This window comes from Vibrio sp. R11-SG3-ISO9, assembly GCF_059834255.1.
Window position 1 is genome coordinate 43,520 of sequence record NZ_JCBDGU010000009.1, and the last position, 26,657, is coordinate 70,176.

The following is a 26,657-nucleotide window of genomic DNA, read 5'->3' on the forward strand; positions in this document are numbered from 1 at the left end:
GAATGCAGAGGTAAGAGATGAGAAAAGAGAGATTCCAGATATCTCGTGCCTCGACTCTGGAATGACGAATGAGTTAAAGGCCGTTGAATATTAAAACGACGAACTCAAACGTCATTCCCTACAGCGAGGGACGAGCGTGATAGGGAATCTCCTTGTGGAAGAATTATTTATCTTGGTGGATGTGCCAAGAACACAAAAATTAAGAGCAATGTAAGTATGTCAAAAGTTGAATTTAACCCAGTAGACCACCCGCACCGCCGTTATAACCCACTAACGGGTCAGTGGATTTTGGTATCACCACACCGTGCGAAACGTCCGTGGAGTGGCCAAGATGAAAAGCCATCCACTGAGCAACTGCCAGCCTACGACAAAGAGTGTTTTCTTTGTCCAACCAACACACGTATCTCGGGTGATGTAAACCCAGACTACGACGGAACTTATGTATTTAGTAATGATTTCGCGGCGCTGATGCCTGATTCGCCTGACGCTCCAGAGTCTGAAAACCCTCTATTTAAGACTCAAGGTGTTCGAGGGTTGAGCCGTGTTATCTGCTTCTCGCCAGACCACAGCAAAACACTGCCAGAGTTACCGGTCAATAAAATCCGTGGTGTGATTGATACCTGGAATGAGCAGATTGAAGAGTTAGGTAAAGATTACCTATGGGTTCAAGCGTTTGAAAACAAAGGCGAGACTATGGGCTGTTCTCAGCCTCACCCACATGGTCAGATCTGGGCGAACAGCTTTCTGCCAAATGAGATCGAGCGTAAAGAGAAGCTTCTAAAAGAGTACTTCGAACAACAAGGTTCAAACCTATTAGTAGACTACGTTGAAGCTGAAATGAAAGACGGCTCTCGCACTGTGGTTGAAACGGAACATTGGATTGCCGTTGTACCTTACTGGGCAGCGTGGCCGTTCGAAACCATGTTGCTGCCAAAGACACACATTCGTCGTATGAGCGAACTGACTGACGAGCAACGTGATGATTTGGCGGTTGCGATTAAGAAGCTAACAAGCCGCTACGACAATCTGTTCCAATGTTCATTCCCATACTCGATGGGCTGGCACTATGCGCCATTCTTCGAAGAGGGGACCGACATTGATCATTGGCAGCTACACGCACTGTTCTATCCACCACTATTGCGTAGCGCATCGATACGCAAGTTCATGGTGGGTTATGAAATGCTGGCTGAATCGCAACGTGATCTGACGGCAGAGCAAGCGGCGCAGCGTCTACGTGACTTGAGTGACGTGCATTACAAAGAGCAGTAGTTAATCCATAAAAAGAGATTCCAAATATCTCGTCTCTCGATTCTGGAATGACGACAAGTCGTGGAGAATAGAGCTGATGTTGTCATTCCCAACTGAGAGGGACGAACGTGATAGGGAATCGAACAGAATTAAAGTGGTGCCAATAAGGGGCCACAATCAATTGAATTAAAGTTTAACCAGAGAGTCTCCTATGTCTGATCTAATCCAAAACGCAAAAGCGTCTTTCAATGCGGTACTCAATTACGCTCCGACTCACATCATCCAAGCTCCGGGTCGTGTAAACCTAATTGGTGAACATACCGACTACAATGATGGTTTTGTCCTACCGTGTGCCATTAACTACCAAACCGTAGTGGCGGCAGCAAAACGTGACGACAATATCGTACGAGTAGTATCGGTTGATTACGGTGATGCAGTGGACGAGTTCGACTTGACTCAAGAGATCACTTTTCAACAAGACAAGATGTGGGCGAACTATATTCGAGGCGTGGTGAAATGTCTGAAAGCGCGTGGCTATGAGTTCAATGGTGCCGACATCTCAGTAACAGGTAATGTACCTCAAGGCGCAGGGTTAAGCTCTTCGGCGGCTTTAGAAGTGGTTATTGGTCAAACCTTTAAGGTGCTTTACAACCTAGAGATCACCCAAGCAGAGATCGCATTGAACGGCCAGCAAGCTGAGAACGAGTTTGTTGGTTGTAACTGCGGCATCATGGACCAAATGATCTCAGCAGAAGGCCAAGCGAATCATGCGATGCTGTTGGATTGTCGTAGTCTAGAGACGACACCAGTTTCGATGCCAGAGGATATGGCAGTAGTGATCATCAACTCCAACAAGAAGCGTGGGTTGGTCGACAGTGAATACAACACTCGTCGCGAACAGTGTGAAGAAGCGGCGCGTATTTTTGGCGTAACTGCACTGCGTGATGTCTCCATTGAACAATTCAATGCCAAAGTCGACGAGTTGGATGAGATGGTTGCTAAGCGCGCTCGCCACGTAATCACTGAGAACGATCGTACTGAAGAAGCGGCGGTCGCACTGCGCAACCACGACATGAAACGCATGGGTGAGTTGATGGCGGAATCTCATGCTTCAATGCGCGATGACTTTGAAATCACAGTGAAAGAGATCGACGTTTTGGTTGAGATGGTTAAAGAGGTGATTGGCGAGCAGGGCGGCGTACGTATGACAGGCGGTGGCTTTGGTGGCTGTATCGTAGCTTTAGTTCCACCAACCTTGGTTGATGACATCAAAGCGACGGTAGAACAGAAATATCAAGCGGCGACGGGCCTAAAAGAATCCATTTATGTGTGCCAAGCGAAAGACGGTGCGGGCTTAGTTGAAGTAATCTAACCCTCTGATTATAGGCCTACAGAAGTAAAAAGATCATGGTAGGCCAAATAGTAAAGCCTTTGCACTTTTGTAGAGGCTTTTTGCTGGCACTAGGAAGGAATGTAGGATGACACAAGCGCAAAGTTTGCATCAGTCAATGACTCAAACGGCAGCCTATGATGGGCAACCTGCCAAGTTGGTGACACTGACCAACCAACACGGCATGGAAGTGACATTGATGGATATTGGCGCGACCTGGTTGAGCTGTATCCTGCCACTGAAAGGGAATAAGAGAGAAGTGCTACTGGGTGTTAACTCAATGGAAAACTTCAACAAACAAGCCAGTTATATGGGAACTACTGTCGGTCGCTACGCTAATCGCATTGCGAAAGGGCGCTTTAAGATCGACGGTACCAACCACAAGGTCGATGTGAATCAAGCAGGGAATACTCTGCATGGCGGTCCTAACGGTTTTGATAAGAGGCGTTGGCAGATTCAGGAGCAAACCGAAAGCTCAGTAACCTATACGTTAACGTCTCCAGATGGTGATCAAGGATTCCCGGGCACACTCAAGGTATCGGTGAGTTACCAGCTGACGGAAGACAACCGTGTGTCCATCGACTACTTTGCCACGACCGATAAAGAGACGGTGGTTAACCTCACCAATCATGCCTACTTTAACCTGTTAGGTGCTGAGCTAGAACAAGACTGCTTGTCGCACATTGTCAGCATTAACGCGTCTCAATTTTTACCGACCGACAAATCTGGCATACCTTTGAGCGGACTTAAGTCGGTGAAGTCGACCAGTTTTGACTTCAATCGGCCTACGATGATCTCAGAGCGTTTGATGGGCGATGAACAGCAAAAAAATGCCAAAGGTTATGACCATTCGTTTTTGTTAGCAGAAGAGTGCCGCGCCGGAAAATGTGCAGCGACGGTGACTTCGCCTGACGCACTTGTCACTTTAAAAGTGTTTACGACTAAGCCTGCAATGCAGCTTTACACCGGAAACTGGTTAGCAGGAACGCCAAACCGCTCTGGTACAGTCTACCAAGACTACGCAGGTGTCGCGTTGGAAACTCAGTTTTTACCAGACTCGCCAAACCATCCAGAGTGGAAGCAAGAGAGTTGTATTCTTAGACCTGAACAAGAGTATCGCTACCAAACTTGCTATCAGTTTGAATTTTCGGGGGATTAATCAGACTGAACCATTCAGCTCAAAGGATTTGGTGAACCTCGTTATGGGGAGATTACTGACGAGGGAATGACTAAAGATACATTAGTGAGAGTATGGTAACAAAGCCCTAGCGAACGGTTTTCGCTAGGGTTTTTTTTATCTTTTTAACTCACTTTAGATACTGAGTTTCGGCGTACCAGAGTCGGTGAGAACCTCATGGTTTCTGAACTGGTCACTTCCTGTTTGGCAAGCTGCAAAGCTAGACGTGTTGCTTTCTCTGCCATGATCTGAATTGGGTAACGAATGGTGGTCAGCTTTGGTGAGACGTAGCGAGCGATTAAACCGTCATCAAAGCCGACAATCGACATTTGATCGGGTGCTTGAATACCATTCTCATCGAGGACTGAAAGCGCGCCAGCTGCCATATAATCGTTGTAAGCGACGATGCCTGTAATCGGTAGCGATTTGGTGAGCAGGTTAGTCATGGCGTATTCACCGCCTTCGCTGCTTGGTTGTGAGCTTTCGATGTAGCTCTCTGGCAACTCGATGTTGTAGTCACTCAGTGCTGCTCGATAGCCCTGAACACGTTCGTCAGCATCTTCAATGTTAATTGATGAGGCGATGCAGGCGATATTGCGATGACCATGACGGATAAGGTATTCAGTAGCGAGGTAGGCGCCTTTTTGGTTATCGAGGAAGATACAGCGCTCGCCAATCTCTTCGATATAGCGGTTGATAACGACCAAGCCCTTCACTTCTTTCGCATAAGCGATCAGCTCTTCATCGGTAAGACCTTTGGAGTGAATCACTAAAGACTCGCAACGGTTGTTGATTAAGAGTTCGATAGCTTGCTTCTCTTCTTCGCGATCGTGAGAACCATTACCGACCAGAATGTGTTTGCCGTTTTCACGCGCCACATTGTCTACCGACTTTACCAGCGTACCGAAGAAGGGGTCTGAGATATCACCAACCAAAACACCGACAGTATTGGTGCTTTGGCTGACTAATGCACGAGCATTGGCGTTAGGGCGGTAACCCAGCTTTTTCATGGCCTGTGTGACCGACTCGATAGAGCTTGCACTTGCCTTAGGGGACTTGTTAATTACACGGGAAACGGTTGCGACAGATACGCCTGCTTCCTTTGCCACATCTTTTATTGTTGCCATTTTTAACCTCTACTCAGTACCGCTCCTATTTAACACCGTCGCTGATAGTATGGCAATCAAACTTAACTTTTACTTCCAATATTGAGATCTTTACCGCTTGTAATTATTAGCTTTAGTGCTAGTGTAAATGTTTACACTTTACTAAAATTAAGTAAAAGTTAATTTCATCAATAACAAGGGAGTAGATATGGATACGATTGCGTACGGCGATTTCGCTAAGCTAGAGATGCGTGTAGGTAAGATCATTGAGGTTGCTCGTCATGAGAATGCAGACAAGCTCTATATTGTTCAGATTGATGTCGGTGAGAAAACCTTGCAGACAGTCACCAGTCTAGTGCCGTATTACACAAAGGAAGAGTTGATGGGCAAGCAAGTGGTGGTGCTGTGTAATCTGGCGAAGGCCAAGATGCGCGGGCATACATCGGAATGCATGTTGCTGTGTGCTGAAACAGACGATGAGTCAGAGAGTGTACTGCTGACACCAGAGCGTGTGATGCCAGCAGGGGTTCGCATCGTTTAGTAACTTACGAGCTGCGCACCACTAGAAGTAGGTCATCAATGATGCTGTGGTGGTGCTCAGACACGCCTGCCAAATTGCCATATTTAGGCTGGTGGCGATCATTAATCATAGGGTGTTGCCAGCCCTGCGTATGTTGCACAAAGTGAGAAGCGAAACTTTCTGATATTTCTAGGCAGCCTGCAATGACAGTATCCACATAAGTCTGAACAATCGGGCTATTGATGCAGGGCGCTTCAATCTCATCTTTAATGTAAACCCAGATTGTTTGTGAAGGATCAAAGCCTTGATGCGCTTCGATCTGATCGGGATCTAACTCAATTCGGTGATAGCCGCGCTCGCGACGATCAAACTCGGCCAGCGCCACTTCATCGACCTCAAGTAATACTCCATTTACCTGACCTTGCCCTTGATTCACGATCAAAGGAGAGATCACATAGCTGTCATCGATTTTACTCCAGTGTCTTACTAGACCATCGACTATCGCTGGGATTGCTTTTCCGGTCTGTCCGGTGAGTTGTCGTGAAGAGGAGTTGATTAAACTGCCGTAGCCAAAAATATACATCGCTATCCTTGTCTGTTTATTGTTGAAAGCCTCACCTACTATATGGGGGATGCCAATAAAAGTCAGCATATAACTGAAAGACTTTATTGTGTCATATTGACTTCTTATGGTGTGTTTAATTGACACTATATCAGCGAATGAGTCTGCTTAAAGGCAATAAATACAGTGGTTTAGTATGTTGGAATGCTTCATGCATTGACCTAGTTATATGTGAATCTATCGCCGAACCACTCTCGAATCCATTTTGGCGATACGCTTATTAATTTAGGAGCGACTTTGTTAAATATCACAGACAAAAGTGTCGAGGATGCGATTCCCGCTTATCTACGCTTGGGCTTTAGACCCTTCTTCTTCCTCGGTAGCATCTATGCGGTGCTCGCCATTGTTCTTTGGGTATACATGTTCCAAAACGGTCAACCCGAAATCTTACAAGTGCCAGCCTTGTGGTGGCATGTTCATGAGATGCTGTTTGGTTTCTCGATGGCGATTGTTGTCGGGTTTGTGTTAACCGCGGTACAGACATGGACGGGCGTCAATGGTACTAAACACTATCGCCTCGCAGCTTTGGTTGGTTTATGGCTCGCACCTCGAATTCTGTTTTGGACACCAGCACCATTGTGGCTAATTTCGTCGATTGAGGCGCTGTTTTTGGCTTTTGCTGCTTACGAAATTGGCTTTCGAGTAGTACATGCCAAAGGGTGGAAAAATCTATTCTTCGTTCCGCTGTTTGTTTTGGCAATCGTGGCGAATTTTGCCAGCTATGCAACCATTAAGGGGATGCCGCCATTTCCTCCTTCAGCGGTTTGGCATGCGATGCTGTGGTGGTTTACGCTGCTGCTATCTGTGATGGGAGGGAGAGTCATCCCATTCTTCACCGCACGTCGCTTTAACTTTGATAAGCCACAACCCTTGCTATGGCTTGAGTGGTTATCCAATCTGCCTTTGGTCGGACTGTTTGTGTTGAGCTTCTTCCCACTCACTTTTGTCGAAGTCGGTAAGCCTCTGATGCTGTTCGCAGGTATTGCTCAGTTGGTGCGTGTGATTCGCTGGAAACCTTGGGCGACGTTATCTGAGCCGTTGGTGTGGTCACTGCATGCAGCATACCTTTGTATTCCATTGAGTCTGTTGCTACGTGGTTTACTGGATAACCCGTTTGCAGGACATAATATGATTCACCTATTCGCAATTGGTGGTTTAAGTGGCTTGATCTTGGCGATGATTGCTCGTGTCACTATGGGGCATACAGGACGCGCTATCTACAAAGGACCGAACATGGCTGTGGCATTTACAGCCTTAATTCTGGCCGCGTTATTGCGCAGTGTTGGAGTGAGTTTGTTCCCTGCTTACATGATGCCTATCGTAAATATTAGTGCGGGTTTATGGGTACTCGCGTTTGGTATGTATGTGCTTAAATTTGGCATGATGTTGCTGACGCCAAGAGTTGATGGCCATCCGGGTTAACTGATTAGGTCTATGAATAGTGAAAAAGGAAGCAGTGTGCTTCCTTTTTTCGTGTTAGCCCATGTAGTCGATTCTAGTGATTGGCGAGGTAGTGTCGAACTTGGGTGATCATATCTTCCTTGGCATGAGGGGAGATGAAACTCGCTTCGATGGCGTTGATGCTAAATTGTGCGAGCTCTTGTTTGGTGATCTCGTGAGCGTGGGCAACGGCTAAGAAGTTATCGTTCATGTAGCCACCGAAGTAGGCTGGGTCATCCGAGTTTATGGTTACACATACCCCTTTTCTTAAAAGCTCAACGATGTTGTGCTGCTGCATAGTCTCAAACACTTTTAGTTTGGTGTTCGACAAAGGGCACACCGTTAAAGGCATACGATGCGCGGCAAGCTCTGCTACGAGCTCAGGATCTTCACTGCAGCGCACACCGTGGTCGATACGAGTAACACCTAACATCTCGATGGCATCTCGAATGTTCTGAGCCGGCCCTTCTTCACCCGCGTGCGCCACACTGAGGAAGCCGTGGTTGAGCGCCTCTTGAAATACACGTTGAAACTTTTCTGGTGGGTGGCCCATTTCAGATGAATCGAGCCCGACGCCAATAATGTGCTCTTTGTAGGGAAGGGCTTTACTGAGAGTGGCGAAGGCGCTTTCTTCATTAAGGTGGCGTAAGAAACACATGATCAGTTGACTGCTGATTCCGAGCTCTTGATCGGCCTGTTTGAGGGCGCGAGTGATGCCAGCGATCACTGTTTCAAATTCAATCCCTCGCTCAGTGTGGGTTTGAGGGTCAAAAAAGATCTCGGTATGAATCACATTGTCTTGTTGGCATTTGAGCAGGTAAGCCAATGTCAGGTCGTAGAAATCTTGCTCGTGAATCAGGACATTGGCACCTTGATAATAGATATCGAGAAACGATTGTAGGTTGTGAAATTGGTACGCTTGACGCACTTGATCTGGATTGTCGAATGGGATGTTGATGTTGTTGCGTTTTGCCAAATCAAACATCAGTTCTGGTTCGAGTGTTCCTTCTATATGTAGATGCAGCTCAACTTTCGGTAGATTTTTGATGAAGCTATCCATAGCGACTCCTTAGCTATTTTAATTATGGGCGGAGTAGTTAAGACATTGAACATTGATGGGTAATCGAGTCGATTAGTGGGTTCACTTGCCTATGTTTGAGCATAGTTCATTTCATCATGAACGCTTTATTCTCTGCAAAATGAAGGGGAAGAAAGGAGGAATGAAATCGAGAACACTGAGTCGCAAACGATTTGCACAATTGGAGTGTGATCCGCTGCAAATATTTGCAGCAATGTTTATGGATTTGTGCTCTAATACCGCGCTTACCAAGGGATGGTGTTAAAAGATGCTCACATAGATGGAGTTATCAAAGTTGACCGATCCCTTAATGATCTCCCTTAGGAAAATACAGAACATGTCTAAGACCAAAAAATTTGATATCCGCCTTTCAGAAAAACGCAATGGCTGGTGTGCAGAGATTACTCGTCAAGTAACTTCTCGCTCAACTCGCGTTTCTAAGCGTGAAACGGGTTTTGAAACTGAAGCTCAAGCACAAGAGTGGGCAGAGAAAGAGCTGGCTTCTTTCGTTGCTAACCAAGCTGAGCGTAACGAGCGTAAAGCAGAGCAGCGTAAAGAGCGTGATGAACTGCGCCACGCTAAAGAGCTAAAAGCTGAGCAAGCGCGTGAAGCACGTGCAAAAGCTCGTGCAGCAGCAGCTGAGCTTGACGCTGAATAAGATTCTACGAGGTTGAGTTTACTCACCTATTAAAGAAAGGCCCCAATCGTATTGAGCGACTGGGGCCTTTTTTGTGGAGTTTGTTTTACTGCTGGGCAAGCGATCAGTTATTTAGAGTCGTCAGCCAATCTTCTTCTGCCACTTCTTCAATGTAGTTCTCTACTGACTGTTCTACATCTTCATCATCTTGTTTGAAGTAAGCAATGTGGAACACCGCGTCACCCTCATTCACCAATGGTAGTGTTTGTTGACCAATCACAATACCGCCTTTCTTGGTGATGATTTGGCTCTCTTGGTGACCCAGTGGTGAGCTGACATACGCTAGAGTTTGTCCCGCCTCAACCTTTTCACCGAGTCTCACCATGTTGCGTAAGATGCCGTCTGACTCTGCACGGATCCAACTGGTAGATCGACTGATCACAGGCTCTGGTAGCTTTTTACGGTTTGGTCTAAGCATCCCGATAGCTTTCATTACCTGATGGATTCCCAAGTAACCAGCACGGATTGCTAGGTGATCAAAGCGCAGAGCTTCACCGCCTTCGTACGTCAGTACCGGAATACCAAGCTTCTCGGCTTCACTGCGCAGTGAACCGTCGCGAAGTGGTGAGTCGATGATCACTGGTGTCGCAAACGCGTTAGCGATTCTTAATGTCTCAGGATTCGACAGGTTTGCACGAATCTGAGGCAGATTGGTACGGTGAATGGCACCTGTATGCAAATCCAAAATATAGTCACAACGCTTCGCGACGTTCTCAAAGAAGGTGTACGCGATACGAGACGTTAGTGAGCCTTTCTCGCTTCCTGGGAAGCAGCGGTTTAAGTCGCGGCGATCAGGTAGGTAGCGAGATTTATGAATAAAGCCAAACACGTTAACGATAGGCACGACAATCAGGGTACCTTTTAGCTTTTTCGGTTCGATAGCGTTGGTCAGTTGACGTGCAATCTCAACACCATTGAGCTCGTCACCGTGAATCGCTGCGTTCACCATCAACGTTGGTCCCGCCTGACGACCATGAATCACCTCGATAGGGATCGATAGTGGCGAGTGGGTATATAGCTGAGCCGCTTGCAGCTCAATCTCCATTCGTTGGCCTGGTTGTACAGTTTGACCAAGGAGTTCGAATGGTTGGTTAGGTTTTAGTCTTGCCATTTAGGTTTCTCAACGAATGGATAATGGATTAAATCGGAATGTACCAATCGTTGATTTTTAGTACGAATCAATCACTTTACGGTGACGACAAAAATTTTTAATGAGGTGTGTTTGAGAATGGAATCGACGTTGATTTAATCTTAATCAAGTTAATTGCTTAGCGTTTTATTTCTGACAATTCGCTGATAATTGGGAGGAAATCGACTGCTACTATCCAGCGCCTTTTTTTGGGCGACATATTAATTAACTGAGATCGTTATGAAAAAAACAATCACTAAGATCGTAGCTCTGGCAGTGGCGTCGGTAGCTCTTTCAGGCTGTGTGGGCAGTAATGCTGTTACTGGTTACCTAATGCAATTTAACCTTAAAGCGGTCGATAACCGTTACGCGCGTGGTGGGTTGAACATGTTGCTCGCACCTGTTTACGGTCTAACTGTGGCAGCGGACTACTTAGTCTTCAACTCTCTAGAGTTTTGGACGGGTAAAAACCCGATTACTGGTACCCCGCATATCTTCGATAGCAAAACTGATACTTACATCGACATCAACCACCAGCTTGATAAGTCTCTCACTGAAGCGCCAATCGCACCTCTAACTCAAAATCGTGTGATTGAGCGTGGCGAAATGATGCAGTTGGATGAAAACACGATTCAAATGAGCATCACTTACCAAAATGGTGAAGAAGCGACTTTGATTGGTGTGCGTGATGGCGAAGTGGTGACGTATTCTATTGATGGTGAGATTGTCGCTCAAACCTCAATGGATGAGTTAGCGGCTTACGCAGCAGAGCGCGCGTAACGTTTGTTGTAAATAAAGATATAACAAGCTCGCTAGTTAAAAAAACAGGTACTCAATGAGTACCTGTTTTTGTTTCAGCTAGAAAAGCGAATTATGCTTTTTCTGGGATTGCTTCAAGTAGTGCAACCATTTGGTTCCAGAATAGCTCAACCGTATCAATCTTCACTTTCTCATCTGGAGAGTGAGGGAACTTGATAGTAGGGCCGAAAGAAACCATGTCCATGTTCGGGTAAGGTTCTTTGAATAGACCACACTCAAGACCAGCATGGATAACCATGATGTTTGGCTTGTGACCGTAGATGCCTTCGTACATGTCGCGGAAGATGTGCATGATTTCTGAGTCCGCATCTGGCTTCCAACCTGGGTAAGCACCAGAGAATTCGATAGTTGCACCCGCAAGCTCTGCTACAGAGTGAAGCATGCTTTCAACTTGGCTACGGCCAGAGTCGATAAGAGAACGGATCAAGCAAAGTACAGTGATCGAGTTCTCTTCAGTTGTGATAACGCCAACGTTTAGAGAGGTTTCTACAACGCCTTCAATCTCGTCACTCATACGGATCACGCCATTTGGCGCTGCGTTAAGTGCTGCGATGAAGCGAGCTTGGTCAGCCGCTGCAAGTGCGCCCATTTCAACTGAAGCTTCTTCGTTGAAAGTCACAATGCTGTCTTCTACTTTACCTAGCTCTGTTGAAAGAAGCTCCGTGTAGTAGTTGTATAGCGAAGCCAGTTTCTCTTGGTTTGCCGCTGGTACAGCAACTGTTACGAAACCTTCACGAGGAATCGCGTTACGTAGGCTACCGCCTTTGAATTCTACGATGCGTAGGTCTAGCTCTTTTGCGTGACCCGCTAGGAAACGAGCAAGCAGTTTGTTTGCGTTTGCACGACCTGTGTGAATATCACAACCAGAGTGGCCGCCTTTAAGACCTTTAAGCGTTAGCTTACGAGTCACGAAATCTGCTGGGATTGCAGTACGAGCAACGTCAAATGTCATTGCGCCGTCGATGCCGCCAGCACAACCCATGTACACTTCGCCTTCTTGCTCTGAATCGGTGTTAAGAAGGATGTCACCCTCTAACCAACCCGCTTCAAGACCGAACGCACCAGTCATACCAGCTTCTTCATCTACCGTTAGTAGAACTTCGATTGGGCCGTGCTTGATTTCGTTTGATGCAAGAACCGCAAGACATGATGCCATGCCCATACCGTTGTCTGCGCCAAGTGTTGTGCCTTTCGCTGTTACCCACTCGCCGTCGATGTACGGTTGGATTGGGTCTTTAGTGAAGTCGTGAACCGTATCTTCGTTCTTTTGTGGAACCATATCGATGTGAGCTTGTAGTACCACACCTTTTTTGTTTTCCATACCCGGCGTTGCTGGCTTCTTGATGAATACGTTACCCGTTGGGTCACGGCGTACATCTAGGCCTTGTTCTGTTGCCCAAGCAATAATGTATTGAGCAAGCTCTTCTTCGTGCTTTGATGGGTGTGGGATTGAGCAAATCTTATCGAAAAACTGCCAAAGTGGGGCAGGGGATAATTTACTGATCTCAGAATGGAATTCAGACACGGATGACTCCTTTTTTATTTAATAACCATATCTTTAGGTAAAAGTGGCTTGGTATAAAGGACAATTATCTAAAATATGGGTCTGTTTTGATGCCGACAGCATACCATTTGAGTGAGGCAACGAGTAGGTGTTGTAACAGGCAATTGTTGCAAAGTTTGAAAATAGATTTGTTGCTTCGATCAAAAATAGGTGCCCAGTTGCTTAATAAGTTGCCGTGCAAACGTTTTTATTGGTCTGTTTTGTAATTTAATTACATGTTGAGTTTGTTATTTAGTCTTTTTAAGCTAAAAATGTGATTTGGTGCAAAAAATACTTGTAATCTTTTTTCGTTGGGGTATATTAATAACCAACTTCTGAGACGAAGAGTAAATGCTCAAAGGATGAGTCCGTTTATCGCCTCCAAGGAACTGAGAAATCAAAATTGTTTTTAATTGATTTATTAAGGTGATAGTTATGAAAGGTTTACCATCTGCAATGTTCTGGCTTAACAGCTCTGTTTACACTAGCAACTTTGCATACCCAACTAGCTTTGGTTACAACAAGTAATCTGAGCGTGTGACTTGAACAGTTTGTTCACCCCTATATATTGGAATTTTTTTACAACCCTCTTGGTTGACTGATTCTACCGCCACTCATATTTGAGTGGCGTTTTTTTTGCCTGCTGTTTTCCCACCATTTTTCTAATTCCACGATTTGTTATCCCAAGGCTTCATAGACACTCCAATGCATTATTGATATCAGGGCTTTTGGTACTACTCTATTCAGATGGGAATAGGAGCTGGTTAAATTTTGCACCACAACTGAGCAGAACTTCTATTATTACCAGATCTGTTGAAAAAAGCGGTGCTTTAATGACTTTTATCGTACGGTCTTTGCTGTCTTTTCTTGGTGAATTTTCAAGGTGGTAGAAAAAAACACCACTTGTTTTGCATTTTTTTGATGATTTTAAGTATCTGTTTTCAATGAGTTTAGTGAATAAGAATAGCCTACTTTAATCGCCCTGTTTCATACGTTTTCTCTATTAATATTGGTTAGAGTCTTAATTCTATCTGGAATTTGTTATTTGATGACTTTATAATCCTGAGCCAATCGATTACGCAACCGTTTACTTTCTACCCTTATAGGATTCGATAATGTTCGAAAAGCTATTCAAACTCAGTGAAAACGGCACCAATGTGCGCACTGAAATCATCGCCGGTCTAACGACCTTCCTAACTATGGCTTACATCATTTTTGTAAACCCAATGATCTTAGCTGATGCAGGTATGGATCACGGCGCTGTATTTGTAGCAACCTGTCTAGCTGCGGCTATTGGCTGTTTCATCATGGGCTTTGTAGCCAACTACCCGATCGCTCAAGCACCAGGTATGGGTCTGAACGCGTTCTTTACTTACGCAGTTGTAATGGGCATGGGTTATACGTGGCAAGTTGCTTTGGCTGCGGTATTCGTGTCGGGCGTTATCTTCATTTTCTTAAGCATTTTTAAAGTCCGCGAATGGATCATCAACTCGATTCCTATGTCACTGCGTGTGGGTATCTCTGCAGGTATCGGTCTTTTCCTTGCGTTTATCGCTCTAAGCAACGCGGGTATCGTTGTTTCTAACCCAGCAACTAAGGTATCTCTGGGTGATATCACAGCGATTGGCCCTATTCTGGGTGCACTTGGCTTCTTCTTAACAGTTGCATTGGTTCACCGTGGTGTGAAAGGTGCAGTAATGATCGCGATTCTTGCTATCACTGCGATTGCCATTGTTATTGGTGATGTGCAATACGGTGGTATCGTTTCTGCGCCACCAAGCCTAGCGCCAACATTCATGCAGCTCGATTTCTCTGCTGTATTTGAAATCGGTATGATCTCGGTTGTGTTTGCTTTCCTATTCGTCGACCTATTCGATACCGCAGGTACGCTAGTTGGCGTTGCGACAAAAGCAAACCTAATCAAAGAAGACGGCAAACTTCCTCGTCTTAACAAAGCACTGCTTGCTGACTCAACAGCAACGTCTATCGGTGCACTTCTAGGTACATCAAACACCACTTCTTACGTAGAGAGTGTTTCAGGTGTTGCAGAAGGTGGTCGTACAGGTCTAACGGCTGTTGTCGTGGGCGTACTTTTCCTTCTTGCTCTATTCTTCTCGCCGCTAGCGGGCATGATTCCAGCTTACGCAACGTCAGGTGCGCTATTCTATGTAGCAATTCTGATGATGTCTGGTCTGGTTGGCATTGATTGGCGTGATCTTACAGAAGCAGCACCAGTCGTGGTAACATGTCTGCTTATGCCGTTGACGTACTCTATTGCAGAGGGTATCTCTCTAGGTTTCATCGCTTACGCTGCAATTAAGCTGCTAAGTGGCAAAGGTCGCGACGTTTCTATTGCCGTTTGGGTAATGTCTGTGATCTTTATCCTTAAGTACATCTTCGCTTAATCGCTTGCAGAGGCCATGTCGATATGGCCTCTAACAACATGACAATTTATTAGGTTTAATTACTATGAGTAACAAATTCATCATCACATGGGACAACATGCAATCTTACTGCCGTGAACTGGCTGCTAAGCAAATGCCAGCAGAACAGTGGAAGGGTATCTGGGCAGTAAGTCGTGGTGGTTTAGTACCAGGCGCAATCTTGGCTCGTGAGCTAGGTATTCGCTACGTTGATACAATTTGTATTTCTAGCTACGACCACGATCACCAACGTGATATGACTGTCGTTAAAGCGCCAGAGGGTGACGGTGAAGGTTTCCTAATCGTTGAAGACCTAGTAGACAGCGGTGACACTGCACGTAAACTGCGTGAAATGTACCCTAAAGCGAAGCTAATCGCGGTATGTGCTAAGCCTTCAGGTGCTGCACTACTAGACGATTACATCGTTGATATCGCACAAGACACATGGATTGAACAGCCATGGGACCTAAGCCTAGGTTACATTGAGCCAGTAAATCGCAAGTCAAAATAAGCATAATCTGTGTTTTTTGAGAAATGACCCTTTATAGGGTCATTTTTTTTTATATCATTACAGTCATCATCCTCGACTGAGAATCCCCATGTCGTTATCTGAAGAAACCAGTAAAAACCTATCTGAAACTCTATTCGTCAAACACAAACAGGCGAAAGAGACCTCAATGCTGACGCAATATATGCCGAGCTCTGTTGATTTGCTTGAACAGAAGCATGAGCAGCAAGACAGCGCGTGGTACCGAAACCTGCGCCGTATGCAGTGGGTTTGGCAAGGGGTGAACCCGATCGAGCAAGAAGCCGTGTTGTCACGCATTGCATCATCGACCCATTCTCGTACGACGGATGATTGGTTAGATACCGTCATGGGCTACCGCAGTGGTAACTGGGCTTATGAGTGGACAAAGCTCGGTATGCAACACCAAAACCGCGCTAACGATAAGAGCGGCGAAGAGGTTGCAGAGGAACTGTTTTCTGCGTCACTTTGCTTCAGTATTGCTGGCTACCCTCATTTGAAAAACGACAACCTAGCGACTCAAGCTCAGGTGTTGGCTAATACAGCTTATGCAGAAGCGATTAAGCACACTAAGCTGGTGGTAAAGCAGCTCGAGATCCCGTACCAAAATCGCAAGATCAAAGCGCATCTGCATCTCTCCAATACGGATAAGCCTCAACCTGTGGTGATTGTTAGTGCTGGGCTAGATAGCTTACAAACGGATATGTGGCGTCTTTTCCGCGATTACCTTGCGCCCAAGAATATCGCGATGCTGACGGTAGATATGCCATCAATTGGTCACAGCTCTCACTGGCCACTAACGGAAGACTCTTCCTGTTTGCACCAAGCGGTCTTGAATGAGCTGCCGAATATCCCATGGGTTGACCACTACAAGGTCGGTCTGTTTGGTTTCCGTTTTGGCGGCAACGCTATGGTTCGTTTGTCTTTCCTAGAGCAACAGAAGATCAAAGCTTGTGTGGCACTCGGTGCACCGATTCACGATATCTTTGTACATGCGGATAAACTGAAACAGATGCCCAAGATGCACCTCGATGTGCTCGCTTCTCGTTTGGGTAAAGGTGCAGTTGATATCAATAGCTTATCAGGTCAACTGATGGCTTGGTCTCTGAAAGTTCAGGGGCTACTGGCTAACAGTAAAACGCGAGTTCCTATCCTAGCATTGGCTCTGGATGGTGACCCGGTATCACCACCGTCGGATAATCAACTGGTTGCTATTTACAGTGATTATGGCAAGGCGAAGAAAATTAAGTCCAAGTCAATTACACAAGGGTATGAGCAATCCCTCGAATTGGCGATAAAATGGCTTGAGGATGAATTATTTAGATGACATTTCTCCTAAATTAGTTAAGCATGAACAGTGTACAGATTAAGTACCTGATACTCAGAGATAATTTATAAAATCCACTTATGTGTTTTCTACGTATTACAGTCTGAGTAGCGTCATTCTTAACATTGAAAACGGAGATTCAATATGTCAGAAGTGACACAACAACCAACTCATTATCGTTTGCTAAATGTTTTAAAGGCCATTGGTCCATATTTGAGAGAGCCACAATCGGAAGAGGGACACTACATCTTCGATTGCCTTTCGGTGTGTGTAAACGATAAGAAGTCACCAGAAGAGCGAGAGTTCTGGGGGTGGTGGCTAGAATTGGCAAAATCTGAACAAGGCTTTACTGCCAAGTACAACATTGGCAAATATAACGTTGAGGGTGAATGGGAAGAGCTGGAACTTCCTAAGAAAGCCGTTTCTGAGGTGAATCGTACTCAGGAAGCGTTTCATCAAAAGCTATCCGAGGAACTGAAATCTAAGTTCGAACTGGAGGTTGAGCTAGACGCAGCTTCTGTCGAATTTGTCTAATTTTAAAGGTTACTCCTCTCTATAAGGTAAAAAGGTGCGATTTCGCACCTTTTCTACTTGTGAATTCCCGTTTTGATTGTTAAAACATCACCTCTTATTTGTTTTATTCATATAAAGACTTCATGACAACTAATCATCAAAGCGGGACAGCAACACAGCGCAAAACTGTGGTTGTTAAACTGGGTACCAGTGTCTTAACTGGTGGCACATTAGCGTTAGATCGAGCTCACATGGTAGAGCTTGTACGTCAGTGTGCAGAACTGAAAAAGCAAGGCCACTCTGTGGTTATGGTTTCGTCTGGCGCTATCGCAGCTGGACGTGAGCACCTTGGTTACCCCGCACTGCCCAACTCAATGGCGAGCAAACAGTTGCTTGCTGCAGTAGGACAGAGTCAACTGATTCAGGTTTGGGAGTCTTTGTTTGCTATCTACGGCATCAAGATTGGCCAAATGCTGTTAACGCGTGCTGACCTCGATGACCGAGAGCGCTTCCTAAATGCACGTGACACCATCAATGCATTGGTGGATAACGACATTATCCCAATCGTTAATGAGAACGATGCGGTAGCGACTAACGAGATTAAAGTAGGCGACAACGATAACTTGTCGGCTTTAGTCGGTATTTTGTGTGGTGCTGATAAGCTTCTACTCCTGACTGACCAAAAAGGTCTATTTACCGCTGATCCTCGCAAAGACCCAAATGCTGAGTTGATCAAAGAGGTTAAGACCATCGATGATACCTTGCGTAAGATCGCTGGCGGCAGTGGTACCACGTTGGGTACTGGTGGCATGGCAACTAAGCTGCAAGCGGCGGATATTGCGCGTCGTGCAGGTATTGAAGTTATCATCGCAGCAGGCAGCGCAGAGAATGTGGTATTTGACTCACTCAGCGCAGAGCCACAAGGCACACGTTTCTTGCCATTGGAAGAGGCGCTTGAAAACCGTAAGCGTTGGATCCTAGCGGGCCCTGCATCGGCTGGTGATATCGTGGTTGATGACGGGGCAGTGAATGCTGTGAACACCAAGGGCAGCAGCTTGTTGGCTAAAGGTGTGATTCAAGTTCGCGGTGAGTTCTCTCGTGGTGAAGTGACTCAAGTAACAGACAACAAAGGTAAAGTGATTGCGCGTGGTATCGCAAGCTACTCAAGCCAAGACTTGGCGAAGATTGCGGGCAAACACAGTAAAGATATTGGAGAAATTCTGGGTTATGACTACGGCTCAGAGGTTATTCACCGTGATGACATGGTAGTGATCCAAGAGTAACAGACGAGCTAAACTTAGTACGCTTACTCAGAAAATGAGAGACCAATGAATAGCTGCCGATAGAAGGTGGCTATTTCATTAACTAGCGTACCCAGAATTTCAGATAGACAGACAGAATTAAGGGAGAGTTAAACGTGGATTTAACTAACATGGGTATCGCAGCAAAAGAGGCTGCCTTTCACCTAGCAACAGCATCAACAGCGCAGAAGAACAAAGCGCTCTCTATCATTGCAGATGAACTAGAAGCAAATGCGGCGACCATTCTTGAAGCGAACGCAAAAGATATCGAATTAGGTCGTGAAGCTGGTTTAACAGAAGCGCTGCTTGACCGCCTACTTCTTAACGAAGAGCGTCTAACGGGTATTGCTAACGATGTGCGCAACGTTATCAGCCTGAATGACCCTGTAGGCAGCGAAATTGACAGCAAAGTGCTAGAAAACGGCATGTCGCTTTCTCGTCGTCGCGTACCGCTTGGTGTTGTTGGTGTTATTTATGAAGCACGCCCGAACGTAACCATCGACATTGCTGCACTGTGCCTGAAAACAGGTAACGCAAGCATCCTACGTGGTGGTAAAGAGACGTTTTTCTCAAACATGGAGCTGGTTAAGGTTATCCAATCTGCACTAGAAAAAGCAGAGCTACCAGCGGCATCGGTACAATACATTGAGAAGCCAGATCGCGAACTTGTGTCTCAGCTGCTTAAGCTAGACGAGTACGTTGATATGATCATCCCACGCGGTGGTGCAGGCCTACACAAAATGTGTAAAGAGAACAGCACTATCCCAGTAATCATCGGTGGCTTTGGTATTAGCCACATCTTCGTTGATGAGTCGGCTGACCTAGAAAAATCAGTGAATGTGGTTGAGAATTCAAAGGTTCAACGCCCATCAGCATGTAACTCACTAGATACTCTGCTTGTTCATGAAGCGGTTGCTGAGGAGTTCCTTGGTAAGCTTAAAACGCGCCTAGCGGGTAAAGTGACACTAGTGGCTGATGAAAGTGCTAAAGCGCTGCTTGCTGATTTCGCTGACGTGCGTGATGCGGGTGAAGATGATTTCGATACTGAGTGGCTAAGCTACACCTTAGGTGTCAAAGTGGTTGCTGACGTAGCACAGGCGATTGACCACATGCGCGTACATAACGCGAGCCACTCAGATGCAATCATGACAAACAGCCTAGAGAGCTCTGAACGTTTCATTAACTCAGTCGGTTCTGCGGCGGTTTATGTGAACGCATCAACTCGCTTTACTGATGGTGCGCAGTTTGGTCTTGGCGCAGAAGTGGCAGTATCAACACAGAAGCTTCATGCTCGCGGCCCTATGGGATTGGAAGAGCTAACCAGCTACAAGTGGGTTGGTAAAGCGAACTACCTAGTTCGTAGCTAGGATGAATGTGAAGCTCGGTTGGTCATAATCAACGAATAACCACATAAAAGGGCCTTAATTGGCCCTTTTTCTTTCCCTACGTTTGGCAATTCCGTTACACTGACAATCAATTATTTGGAGGTGATATGCATTGTCCTTTTTGTTCAGAGAACGACACTAAAGTAATCGACTCAAGGCTAGTCGCAGACGGGCATCAAGTTCGTCGTCGCCGTCAATGCCTGGCATGTAGTGAGCGTTTTACGACATTCGAATCGGCTGAGCTTGTTATGCCAAAAGTGATCAAGTCGAATGGAAACCGTGAACCCTTTAACGAAGACAAAATGGTCGGTGGGGTACAGCGTGCATTAGAGAAGCGCCCAGTGAGCGCAGACGCCATTGAACTTGCGATCAGTACTATCAAGTCTCAACTGCGAGCAACTGGTGAGCGTGAAGTACCAACAGAGATGATTGGTAACCTTGTCATGGACCAACTGAAAGAGCTCGACAAAGTGGCTTACATTCGCTTTGCCTCTGTTTACCGTAGCTTTGAAGACATCCGAGAGTTTGGCGAAGAGATTGCCAAGCTAGAGGACTAACTCCCACTCATGTCAAAATTTTCTCCGTTAGATTTTCAAATGATGTCGCGTGCCATGCAACTGGCTAAGCGCGGCATTTATACCACTGCACCAAACCCAAATGTCGGCTGCGTTATCGCGCACGGCGACAACATTGTTGGTGAAGGCTTCCATGCCAAAGCGGGCGAAGCCCACGCAGAAGTTCATGCCATGAGAATGGCCGGCGACAAAGCCAAAGGCGCGACTGCTTATGTCACGCTAGAACCTTGCTCTCATTACGGTCGTACACCGCCGTGTGCTGAAGGGTTAATTAAGGCTCAAGTTGCAAAAGTGATTTGTGCAATGGAAGACCCAAACCCGAAAGTTGCAGGCCGCGGCATCAAAATGCTGCGTGATGCGGGTATTGAGGTGCAAGTCGGGCTGCTAGAGCAAGATGCATTGGCGTTAAACCCAGCCTTTATCAAACGCATGCAAACAGGTAGGCCGTTTGTTCAATTGAAGATGGCAGCAAGCTTAGACGGTCAAACCGCTTTGAGTAATGGTCAGAGCCAATGGATTACTTCGCCGCATGCTCGTCGTGATGTGCAGCATTACCGAGCCAGAGCGGGAGCGGTATTATCGACCAGTCAAACCGTGATTGAAGATAATGCCTCACTTAATGTGCGTTGGGATGAATTACCGCAAGCGGTTCAAGCTCTCTATCCGCAATCTTCGCTGCGCCAACCTACGCGCGTGATTCTCGATCGACAGGCACAATTGCTTCAAGCGGCTAATCAAGATCTCAAGTTGTATCAATCTGAAGCGCCAGTGTTGCGTGTTGCTGAGTCTGAAGCTGACATTATGGTTGCTCTCGATAGTGAGGGGCAGCTTGATATTGCCCAGCTGATTCATGATCTTCCTAGTCATCACATCGACCATATTTGGGTGGAAGCGGGCGCAACATTGGCAAAAAGCTTTATTGAGAATCAACTGGTTGACGAGCTAATCTTATACTTAGCACCTAAACTAATGGGCAGCGATGGCCGCGGTTTGATGGGTGCGTTGGGCTTAAGCTCAATGGATGACGTGATCGATTTGTCGATCAAAGATGTACGTATGGTAGGGCCTGACATTCGCATTGTCGCTCAGCCAGTATGGAAATCTTAATCCGCGATAGTTATATCTATAGTAATTTAACTGCTTGATGCAAAAGCAGTAAGAACAAGAGTTTTAGAATGTTTACAGGAATTGTAGAAGCCGTAGGTACCCTAAGTGCTATCACACCTCGCGGTGAAGATATTACGGTAACCGTGAATGTCGGTAAGCTGGATATGTCTGATGTACAGCTCGGCGACAGCATCGCCACCAATGGTGTGTGTTTGACTGTGGTGGAATTCGATGACAACAGCTACAGCGCTGATTTATCACTGGAAACTCTGAAAAAGACCGGCTTTATCGACTATCAAGCGGGCGATAAAGTAAACCTTGAGAAAGCAATGCTGCCGACCACTCGTTTTGGCGGTCACATTGTTTCTGGACACGTTGATGGTGTGGGCGAGATCGTCGAGCGCAACCAAGTTGGTCGTGCGATTGAATTCTGGGTAGAGATGCCCGCTGAGATCTCAAAGTACGTCGCTCAAAAAGGCTCTATTACTGTCGACGGTATCAGCCTCACAGTGAACGATTTACGTAAGAACGCGTTTAAGCTGACGATTGTTCCTCACACCTCATCAGAGACGACGATCGATCAATTTAATGTCGGTCGTAAGGTGAACCTTGAAGTAGACGTACTTGCTCGTTACATGGAGCGACTACTGCAAGGCCAGCAAGAAGAGTCTAAGCCAGAGTCTCGTCTAACAATGGAATTCTTACAACAAAACGGTTTTGCTTAATCAAAGACTCCTTGTGCGCGACAGCTAAGGGCAGTGGAGTTGAGCAATTCCAATCAGGTTTAAACAGTGTCGGTTCTTGGAAGCAGAACCATTTCAAAGGATATAAAATAATGCCAATTAGTACTCCTCAAGAAATTATTGAAGACATCCGCCTAGGAAAGATGGTTATCCTGATGGACGATGAAGATCGCGAGAATGAAGGTGATCTGATCATGGCGGCAGAGCATGTAACGCCAGAAGCAATCAATTTTATGGCGATGTTCGGTCGTGGCTTGATCTGTCTGACGCTAACCAAAGAGCGCTCGAGCCGTTTAGGTCTCGCGCCAATGGTTCAAGACAACAACGCGCAATACACTACTAACTTCACCGTTTCTATTGAAGCTGCACAAGGCGTAACGACGGGGATTTCTGCATCAGACCGTGCCGTGACTGTTCAAGCTGCTGTGGCGAAAGAGGCGAAAGCGGCAGACCTAGTTCAACCGGGCCATATCTTCCCATTGACGGCTCAAGAGGGCGGTGTATTAACACGTGCAGGTCACACTGAAGCAGGTTGTGACTTGGCTCGCTTGGCAGGCTGCGAACCAGCATCTGTGATTGTTGAAATCCTGAATGACGATGGCACTATGGCACGTCGTCCAGACCTTGAAGTGTTTGCTGAAAAGCACGACATCAAGCTAGGTACGATTGCTGACCTTATCGAATACCGTAACAATACCGAGACGACGATTGAGCGTGTTGCGCAGTGTCATCTGCCGACTGAATTCGGTGATTTCGAACTCGTGACATACCGCGACACGATTGATAACCAAATTCACTACGCGATGCAAAAGGGTGACCTAACGGGCGAAGCACCACTGGTTCGCGTTCACCTGCATGACACATTCACCGATCTGCTGCATTCTGATCGTGGTACTGAGCGCAGCTGGTCGCTAGATAAAGCGATGAAGCGCATCGGCGAAGAAGGCGGCGTTCTGGTGATTCTTGGTAATGAAGAGTCGTCTGATTCTCTAATCCACAAAGTGAAGACTTTCGAAGCTCAAGACAAGAACGAGCAGCCAACTATGGCTAAGAAGCAAGGTACCTCACGTCGTGTTGGTGTCGGTTCTCAGATCCTGCAAGACCTTGGTGTTCAAGACATGCGCCTACTCTCTTCAAGTACCAAACGCTACCACGCACTGGGTGGTTTTGGTTTGAACGTTGTTGAGTACGTGTGCGAATAACGCTGATTCAAAACAGAACAATCAGCAAACTTTTTTAGGTAATACAGTCTCGATTAGACGATAGGTAGCAAGCAGAGAGCACAAGATTGCATAGTCCGCTCTCTGCGTTTTGAGCCTTATCGACAAAGGAATCACGCTGTCGTTACCACTTTGTTTCTCCGGTATCAGTTCAATAAAATTAGCATTAGATATTGCTCACAGTTTTGTGCTAGAATCCGGCGATTCTCACTTGATGAAAATAGTTAAAGGAAGGCTTATGAAAGTGATCGAGGGTGGCTTCCCAGCGCCAAATGCAAAAATTGCTATCGTTATTGCTCGTTTCAACAGTTTTATTAACGAAAGTTTACTTTCTGGTGCAATCGATACTTTAAAACGTCACGGACAAGTTAGCGAAGACAACATCACTGTTGTTCGTTGTCCAGGTGCAGTTGAACTTCCACTTGTAGCGCAGCGCGTTGCAAAAACGGGTAAGTTCGATGCGATTGTATCTCTAGGTACAGTAATTCGTGGCGGTACGCCTCATTTTGACTATGTTTGTAGTGAATGTAATAAAGGTTTGGCGCAAGTGTCTCTGGAATACTCTCTTCCAGTAGCATTCGGTGTGCTAACTGTTGATACGATCGATCAAGCTATTGAACGCGCAGGAACCAAGGCTGGTAATAAAGGTGCAGAAGCTGCACTAAGCGCACTTGAGATGATCAACGTTCTTTCTGAAATCGATTCCTAATGGGGGCCAGTGTGAAACCAGCCGCACGTCGTAATGCACGTCAATTTGCTCTACAAGCAATTTATTCTTGGCAAATTACTAAAGAAAATATTGCCACAGTTGAAGAACAGTTCTTATCTGGTGGTAAGTATGATGAAGAAGAGCATCACGCAGCTGAGCCTGCGCTTGCTATGCCAGAAACAGACGTTGCATACTTCCGCGACCTGCTAACTGGTGTTGCTCTAAGCCACATGGAACTAGACAGCAAACTTCGTCCATTCGTATCTCGCCCGATGCAAGATCTGGACTTAATGGAGCTTGCTCTTCTTCGTCTAGCTATGTACGAGATGACTCGTCGCGAAGATGTACCATACAAAGTGGTCATCAACGAAGCTATCGAACTTGCAAAAGTATTTGCAGCAGAAGATAGCCACAAGTTTGTTAACGGTGTACTTGATAAAGCAGCACCGCACGTTCGTAAGAAATAATACGTTCGACATAGAATCGAAAGGTCAGCAAATATGCTGGCCTTTTTTGTAACTGATGACGGTAAAAGAAAGGTAATCACATGTCTGGTGAGTTTAACCTGATTGATAAATACTTCGTAAACCGACAGCCTCAACGTAAGGATGTACATCTTGCCGCAGGTGATGACTGCGCTTTGGTCAAGCCACCAAGTAATGTAGAGATTGCCATCAGCACTGACACCTTAGTCGCAGGTACACATTTTTTAGCCGAAGCGAATCCGGCTTGGGTGGCGCATAAGGCACTGGCATCGAACATCAGCGATTTGGCAGCTATGGGCGCAACCCCTGCTTGGGTTTCGTTCGCGCTGACCATGCCTGAGGTTGATGAGGAGTGGCTGGCTCCTTTCTGTGACTCCTTTTTTAAGCTTGCGGACTACTTTGGTATTCAACTGATCGGTGGTGATACCACTAAGGGCCCTTTGAGCCTGACGTTGACAGTGCAAGGCTTCGTGCCAGAAGGTAAAGCGCTGCGTCGTGACGGTGCCAAAGTCGGGGATTGGATTTACGTGACAGGTAACCTAGGCGACAGCAAGGCTGGCCTAGAGGTGTTACTGGACCCACAAACAAACCAATCCAAACCCTACGCTAAAGAGCTTGAAGAGAGACACTATATTAGCTCTCCACGAGTGCTTGCTGGCCAGGCTCTTGTGAACCTCGCTTCATCCGCTATTGATATCTCAGATGGTGTGATTGCAGATTTGAAACATATCCTCAAGCGTTCACAAGTGGGCGCGAGCATCGATGTGAGTGCATTGCCCATTTCTCAAGAGTTACGCCAGTTCGCATCTGATATTTCAGCAGCACAGCATTATGCGCTGACCAGTGGCGAAGAGTATGAGCTTTGCTTTACCGTGCCGGAAGAAAATAAAGGTTCATTGGAAAGTGCTTTGTCACACACTGGAACAAAAGTTACCTGCATTGGTCAGATAAGACCTGTAGAATTCTTTGAATTGCATAACAACGGTCAACCACTAAGTTGGGACTTAAGTGGATACGACCATTTTAAGGTAAACGGATGACAAACCCTCTCTCTCTTATTTCACTAAAGAATCCTTGGCATTTGTTGGCTACTGGATTTGGTAGCGGACTTTCTCCGGTTGTGCCTGGCACCATGGGCACCTTGGCCTCGATCCCACTGTACCTATTGTTGGTCCAGTTGCCGTTCCCGATGTATGTCGTGGCTGTGGTTATTAGCTGCATCATTGGTGTCAAAATCTGTCAGGTAACCTCTGATGACATGGGTGTACACGATCATGGTTCAATCGTCTGGGATGAGTTTGCAGGCTTTTGGATCACTATGGGCCTAGTGCCTTTGCTACAGCTCCCAACCGATGACTGGAAGTGGTTGCTGACAGGCTTCGTACTGTTCCGCTTCTTTGATATGGTTAAGCCGTGGCCGATCGGTTGGTTAGACAAACGCATCCATGGCGGCCTAGGCATCATGATTGATGATATCGTCGCGGGCGTGATGGCAGGCATTGCGCTTTACGCTGTGGGTCACTTTGCGGGTTGGTTAGCATAAACAGTTTATGGTGCTCTGGCATGCCAGTATT

27 protein-coding genes are annotated in these 26,657 nt (G+C 46.3%); 22 read left to right on the forward strand and 5 right to left on the reverse strand.

Annotated features, from left to right (window positions below):
* Positions 1-216 precede the first annotated feature (216 nt).
* The 3 genes from AC6R05_RS02715 to galM all read left to right on the forward strand — a co-directional run bounded on the left by AC6R05_RS02715 (position 217) and on the right by galM (position 3,797).
* Positions 217-1,269 (forward strand): UDP-glucose--hexose-1-phosphate uridylyltransferase, encoded by a 1,053-nt coding sequence (locus AC6R05_RS02715; RefSeq protein WP_500646538.1) that lies wholly within the window; start codon positions 217-219, stop codon positions 1,267-1,269.
* Between the two features lie 190 nt (positions 1,270-1,459).
* On the forward strand, positions 1,460-2,620 hold the full coding sequence (gene galK / locus AC6R05_RS02720) for a galactokinase (RefSeq protein ID WP_500646539.1): 1,161 nt from the start codon (positions 1,460-1,462) through the stop codon (positions 2,618-2,620).
* 106 nt (positions 2,621-2,726) lie between these two features.
* Positions 2,727-3,797, forward strand: coding sequence for a galactose-1-epimerase (galM, locus tag AC6R05_RS02725; RefSeq protein WP_500646540.1), 1,071 nt, complete (start codon positions 2,727-2,729; stop codon positions 3,795-3,797).
* A gap of 143 nt (positions 3,798-3,940) precedes the next feature.
* On the opposite strand, the gene AC6R05_RS02730 is transcribed toward galM, so the two are convergent.
* Positions 3,941-4,942 carry a substrate-binding domain-containing protein gene (locus AC6R05_RS02730; protein WP_150869170.1) on the reverse strand — a complete coding sequence of 334 codons (1,002 nt, stop codon included), beginning with the start codon at positions 4,940-4,942 and terminating at the stop codon, positions 3,941-3,943.
* Positions 4,943-5,129: 187 nt separating this feature from the next.
* On the opposite strand from AC6R05_RS02730, the gene AC6R05_RS02735 reads away from it, so the two are divergent.
* A complete protein-coding gene (locus tag AC6R05_RS02735) occupies positions 5,130-5,462 on the forward strand; it encodes a tRNA-binding protein (RefSeq protein WP_500646541.1) in 333 nt (110 codons plus the stop codon).
* 4 nt (positions 5,463-5,466) lie between these two features.
* Here the strand turns inward: AC6R05_RS02735 and AC6R05_RS02740 are convergent, their stop codons facing one another.
* Positions 5,467-6,024 carry a gamma-glutamylcyclotransferase family protein gene (locus AC6R05_RS02740; protein ID WP_500646542.1) on the reverse strand — a complete coding sequence of 186 codons (558 nt, stop codon included), beginning with the start codon at positions 6,022-6,024 and terminating at the stop codon, positions 5,467-5,469.
* Positions 6,025-6,300: 276 nt separating this feature from the next.
* On the opposite strand from AC6R05_RS02740, the gene AC6R05_RS02745 reads away from it, so the two are divergent.
* Positions 6,301-7,485, forward strand: coding sequence for an NnrS family protein (locus AC6R05_RS02745; RefSeq protein WP_500646543.1), 1,185 nt, complete (start codon positions 6,301-6,303; stop codon positions 7,483-7,485).
* A 73-nt stretch (positions 7,486-7,558) separates the two neighbouring features.
* On the opposite strand, the gene AC6R05_RS02750 is transcribed toward AC6R05_RS02745, so the two are convergent.
* Positions 7,559-8,563, reverse strand: a complete 1,005-nt coding sequence (locus AC6R05_RS02750) for an adenosine deaminase (RefSeq protein ID WP_500646544.1) — start codon at positions 8,561-8,563, stop codon at positions 7,559-7,561.
* A gap of 355 nt (positions 8,564-8,918) precedes the next feature.
* Here AC6R05_RS02750 and AC6R05_RS02755 point away from each other — a divergent pair, with 355 nt between their 5' ends.
* Positions 8,919-9,239, forward strand: a complete 321-nt coding sequence (locus AC6R05_RS02755) for a DUF3622 domain-containing protein (RefSeq protein ID WP_150893636.1) — start codon at positions 8,919-8,921, stop codon at positions 9,237-9,239.
* Positions 9,240-9,342: 103 nt separating this feature from the next.
* Here AC6R05_RS02755 and AC6R05_RS02760 read toward each other — a convergent pair whose 3' ends face one another.
* A complete protein-coding gene (locus AC6R05_RS02760; protein ID WP_150893639.1) occupies positions 9,343-10,389 on the reverse strand; it encodes a succinylglutamate desuccinylase/aspartoacylase family protein in 1,047 nt (348 codons plus the stop codon).
* A gap of 258 nt (positions 10,390-10,647) precedes the next feature.
* Here AC6R05_RS02760 and AC6R05_RS02765 point away from each other — a divergent pair, with 258 nt between their 5' ends.
* Positions 10,648-11,187 (forward strand): DUF3332 domain-containing protein, encoded by a 540-nt coding sequence (locus AC6R05_RS02765; RefSeq protein WP_500646545.1) that lies wholly within the window; start codon positions 10,648-10,650, stop codon positions 11,185-11,187.
* 91 nt (positions 11,188-11,278) lie between these two features.
* On the opposite strand, the gene AC6R05_RS02770 is transcribed toward AC6R05_RS02765, so the two are convergent.
* Entirely contained in the window at positions 11,279-12,751 is a 1,473-nt protein-coding gene (locus AC6R05_RS02770) for an aminoacyl-histidine dipeptidase (RefSeq protein WP_152469193.1), read from the reverse strand.
* A gap of 453 nt (positions 12,752-13,204) precedes the next feature.
* Between AC6R05_RS02770 and vcdP the strand changes: the two genes are divergently transcribed.
* From vcdP to pgpA, 15 genes are all read left to right on the forward strand, one after another.
* The gene (gene vcdP / locus AC6R05_RS02775; protein ID WP_500646546.1) at positions 13,205-13,297 is read left to right on the forward strand and encodes a small protein VcdP; all 93 of its coding nucleotides are present in this window, start codon (positions 13,205-13,207) and stop codon (positions 13,295-13,297) included.
* 587 nt (positions 13,298-13,884) lie between these two features.
* Positions 13,885-15,174 carry an NCS2 family permease gene (locus AC6R05_RS02780; RefSeq protein WP_032551627.1) on the forward strand — a complete coding sequence of 430 codons (1,290 nt, stop codon included), beginning with the start codon at positions 13,885-13,887 and terminating at the stop codon, positions 15,172-15,174.
* Positions 15,175-15,238: 64 nt separating this feature from the next.
* Positions 15,239-15,703, forward strand: a complete 465-nt coding sequence (gpt, locus tag AC6R05_RS02785; protein WP_032551628.1) for a xanthine phosphoribosyltransferase — start codon at positions 15,239-15,241, stop codon at positions 15,701-15,703.
* An 88-nt stretch (positions 15,704-15,791) separates the two neighbouring features.
* Positions 15,792-17,045, forward strand: coding sequence for an esterase FrsA (gene frsA, locus AC6R05_RS02790; protein WP_150869163.1), 1,254 nt, complete (start codon positions 15,792-15,794; stop codon positions 17,043-17,045).
* 144 nt (positions 17,046-17,189) lie between these two features.
* Positions 17,190-17,579, forward strand: a complete 390-nt coding sequence (gene crl / locus AC6R05_RS02795; protein WP_500646547.1) for a sigma factor-binding protein Crl — start codon at positions 17,190-17,192, stop codon at positions 17,577-17,579.
* 122 nt (positions 17,580-17,701) lie between these two features.
* A complete protein-coding gene (gene proB / locus AC6R05_RS02800; RefSeq protein ID WP_032551631.1) occupies positions 17,702-18,841 on the forward strand; it encodes a glutamate 5-kinase in 1,140 nt (379 codons plus the stop codon).
* 134 nt (positions 18,842-18,975) lie between these two features.
* Positions 18,976-20,226, forward strand: a complete 1,251-nt coding sequence (locus AC6R05_RS02805) for a glutamate-5-semialdehyde dehydrogenase (RefSeq protein ID WP_500646548.1) — start codon at positions 18,976-18,978, stop codon at positions 20,224-20,226.
* Positions 20,227-20,351: 125 nt separating this feature from the next.
* On the forward strand, positions 20,352-20,801 hold the full coding sequence (nrdR, locus tag AC6R05_RS02810) for a transcriptional regulator NrdR (protein ID WP_032551633.1): 450 nt from the start codon (positions 20,352-20,354) through the stop codon (positions 20,799-20,801).
* Between the two features lie 9 nt (positions 20,802-20,810).
* On the forward strand, positions 20,811-21,926 hold the full coding sequence (ribD, locus tag AC6R05_RS02815; protein ID WP_500646549.1) for a bifunctional diaminohydroxyphosphoribosylaminopyrimidine deaminase/5-amino-6-(5-phosphoribosylamino)uracil reductase RibD: 1,116 nt from the start codon (positions 20,811-20,813) through the stop codon (positions 21,924-21,926).
* A 68-nt stretch (positions 21,927-21,994) separates the two neighbouring features.
* Positions 21,995-22,651, forward strand: coding sequence for a riboflavin synthase (locus tag AC6R05_RS02820; RefSeq protein WP_032551635.1), 657 nt, complete (start codon positions 21,995-21,997; stop codon positions 22,649-22,651).
* 110 nt (positions 22,652-22,761) lie between these two features.
* On the forward strand, positions 22,762-23,871 hold the full coding sequence (gene ribBA / locus AC6R05_RS02825) for a bifunctional 3,4-dihydroxy-2-butanone-4-phosphate synthase/GTP cyclohydrolase II (RefSeq protein WP_032551636.1): 1,110 nt from the start codon (positions 22,762-22,764) through the stop codon (positions 23,869-23,871).
* A 256-nt stretch (positions 23,872-24,127) separates the two neighbouring features.
* Positions 24,128-24,598, forward strand: a complete 471-nt coding sequence (gene ribH, locus AC6R05_RS02830; RefSeq protein WP_004741508.1) for a 6,7-dimethyl-8-ribityllumazine synthase — start codon at positions 24,128-24,130, stop codon at positions 24,596-24,598.
* Positions 24,598-25,065 carry a transcription antitermination factor NusB gene (gene nusB / locus AC6R05_RS02835; protein ID WP_004734399.1) on the forward strand — a complete coding sequence of 156 codons (468 nt, stop codon included), beginning with the start codon at positions 24,598-24,600 and terminating at the stop codon, positions 25,063-25,065. The genes ribH and nusB overlap by 1 nt, the downstream gene beginning before the upstream one ends.
* A gap of 80 nt (positions 25,066-25,145) precedes the next feature.
* Positions 25,146-26,123 carry a thiamine-phosphate kinase gene (gene thiL, locus AC6R05_RS02840; protein ID WP_500646550.1) on the forward strand — a complete coding sequence of 326 codons (978 nt, stop codon included), beginning with the start codon at positions 25,146-25,148 and terminating at the stop codon, positions 26,121-26,123.
* A complete protein-coding gene (pgpA, locus tag AC6R05_RS02845) occupies positions 26,120-26,626 on the forward strand; it encodes a phosphatidylglycerophosphatase A (protein WP_150869159.1) in 507 nt (168 codons plus the stop codon). The genes thiL and pgpA overlap by 4 nt, the downstream gene beginning before the upstream one ends.
* The last annotated feature ends 31 nt before the right edge of the window (positions 26,627-26,657 follow it).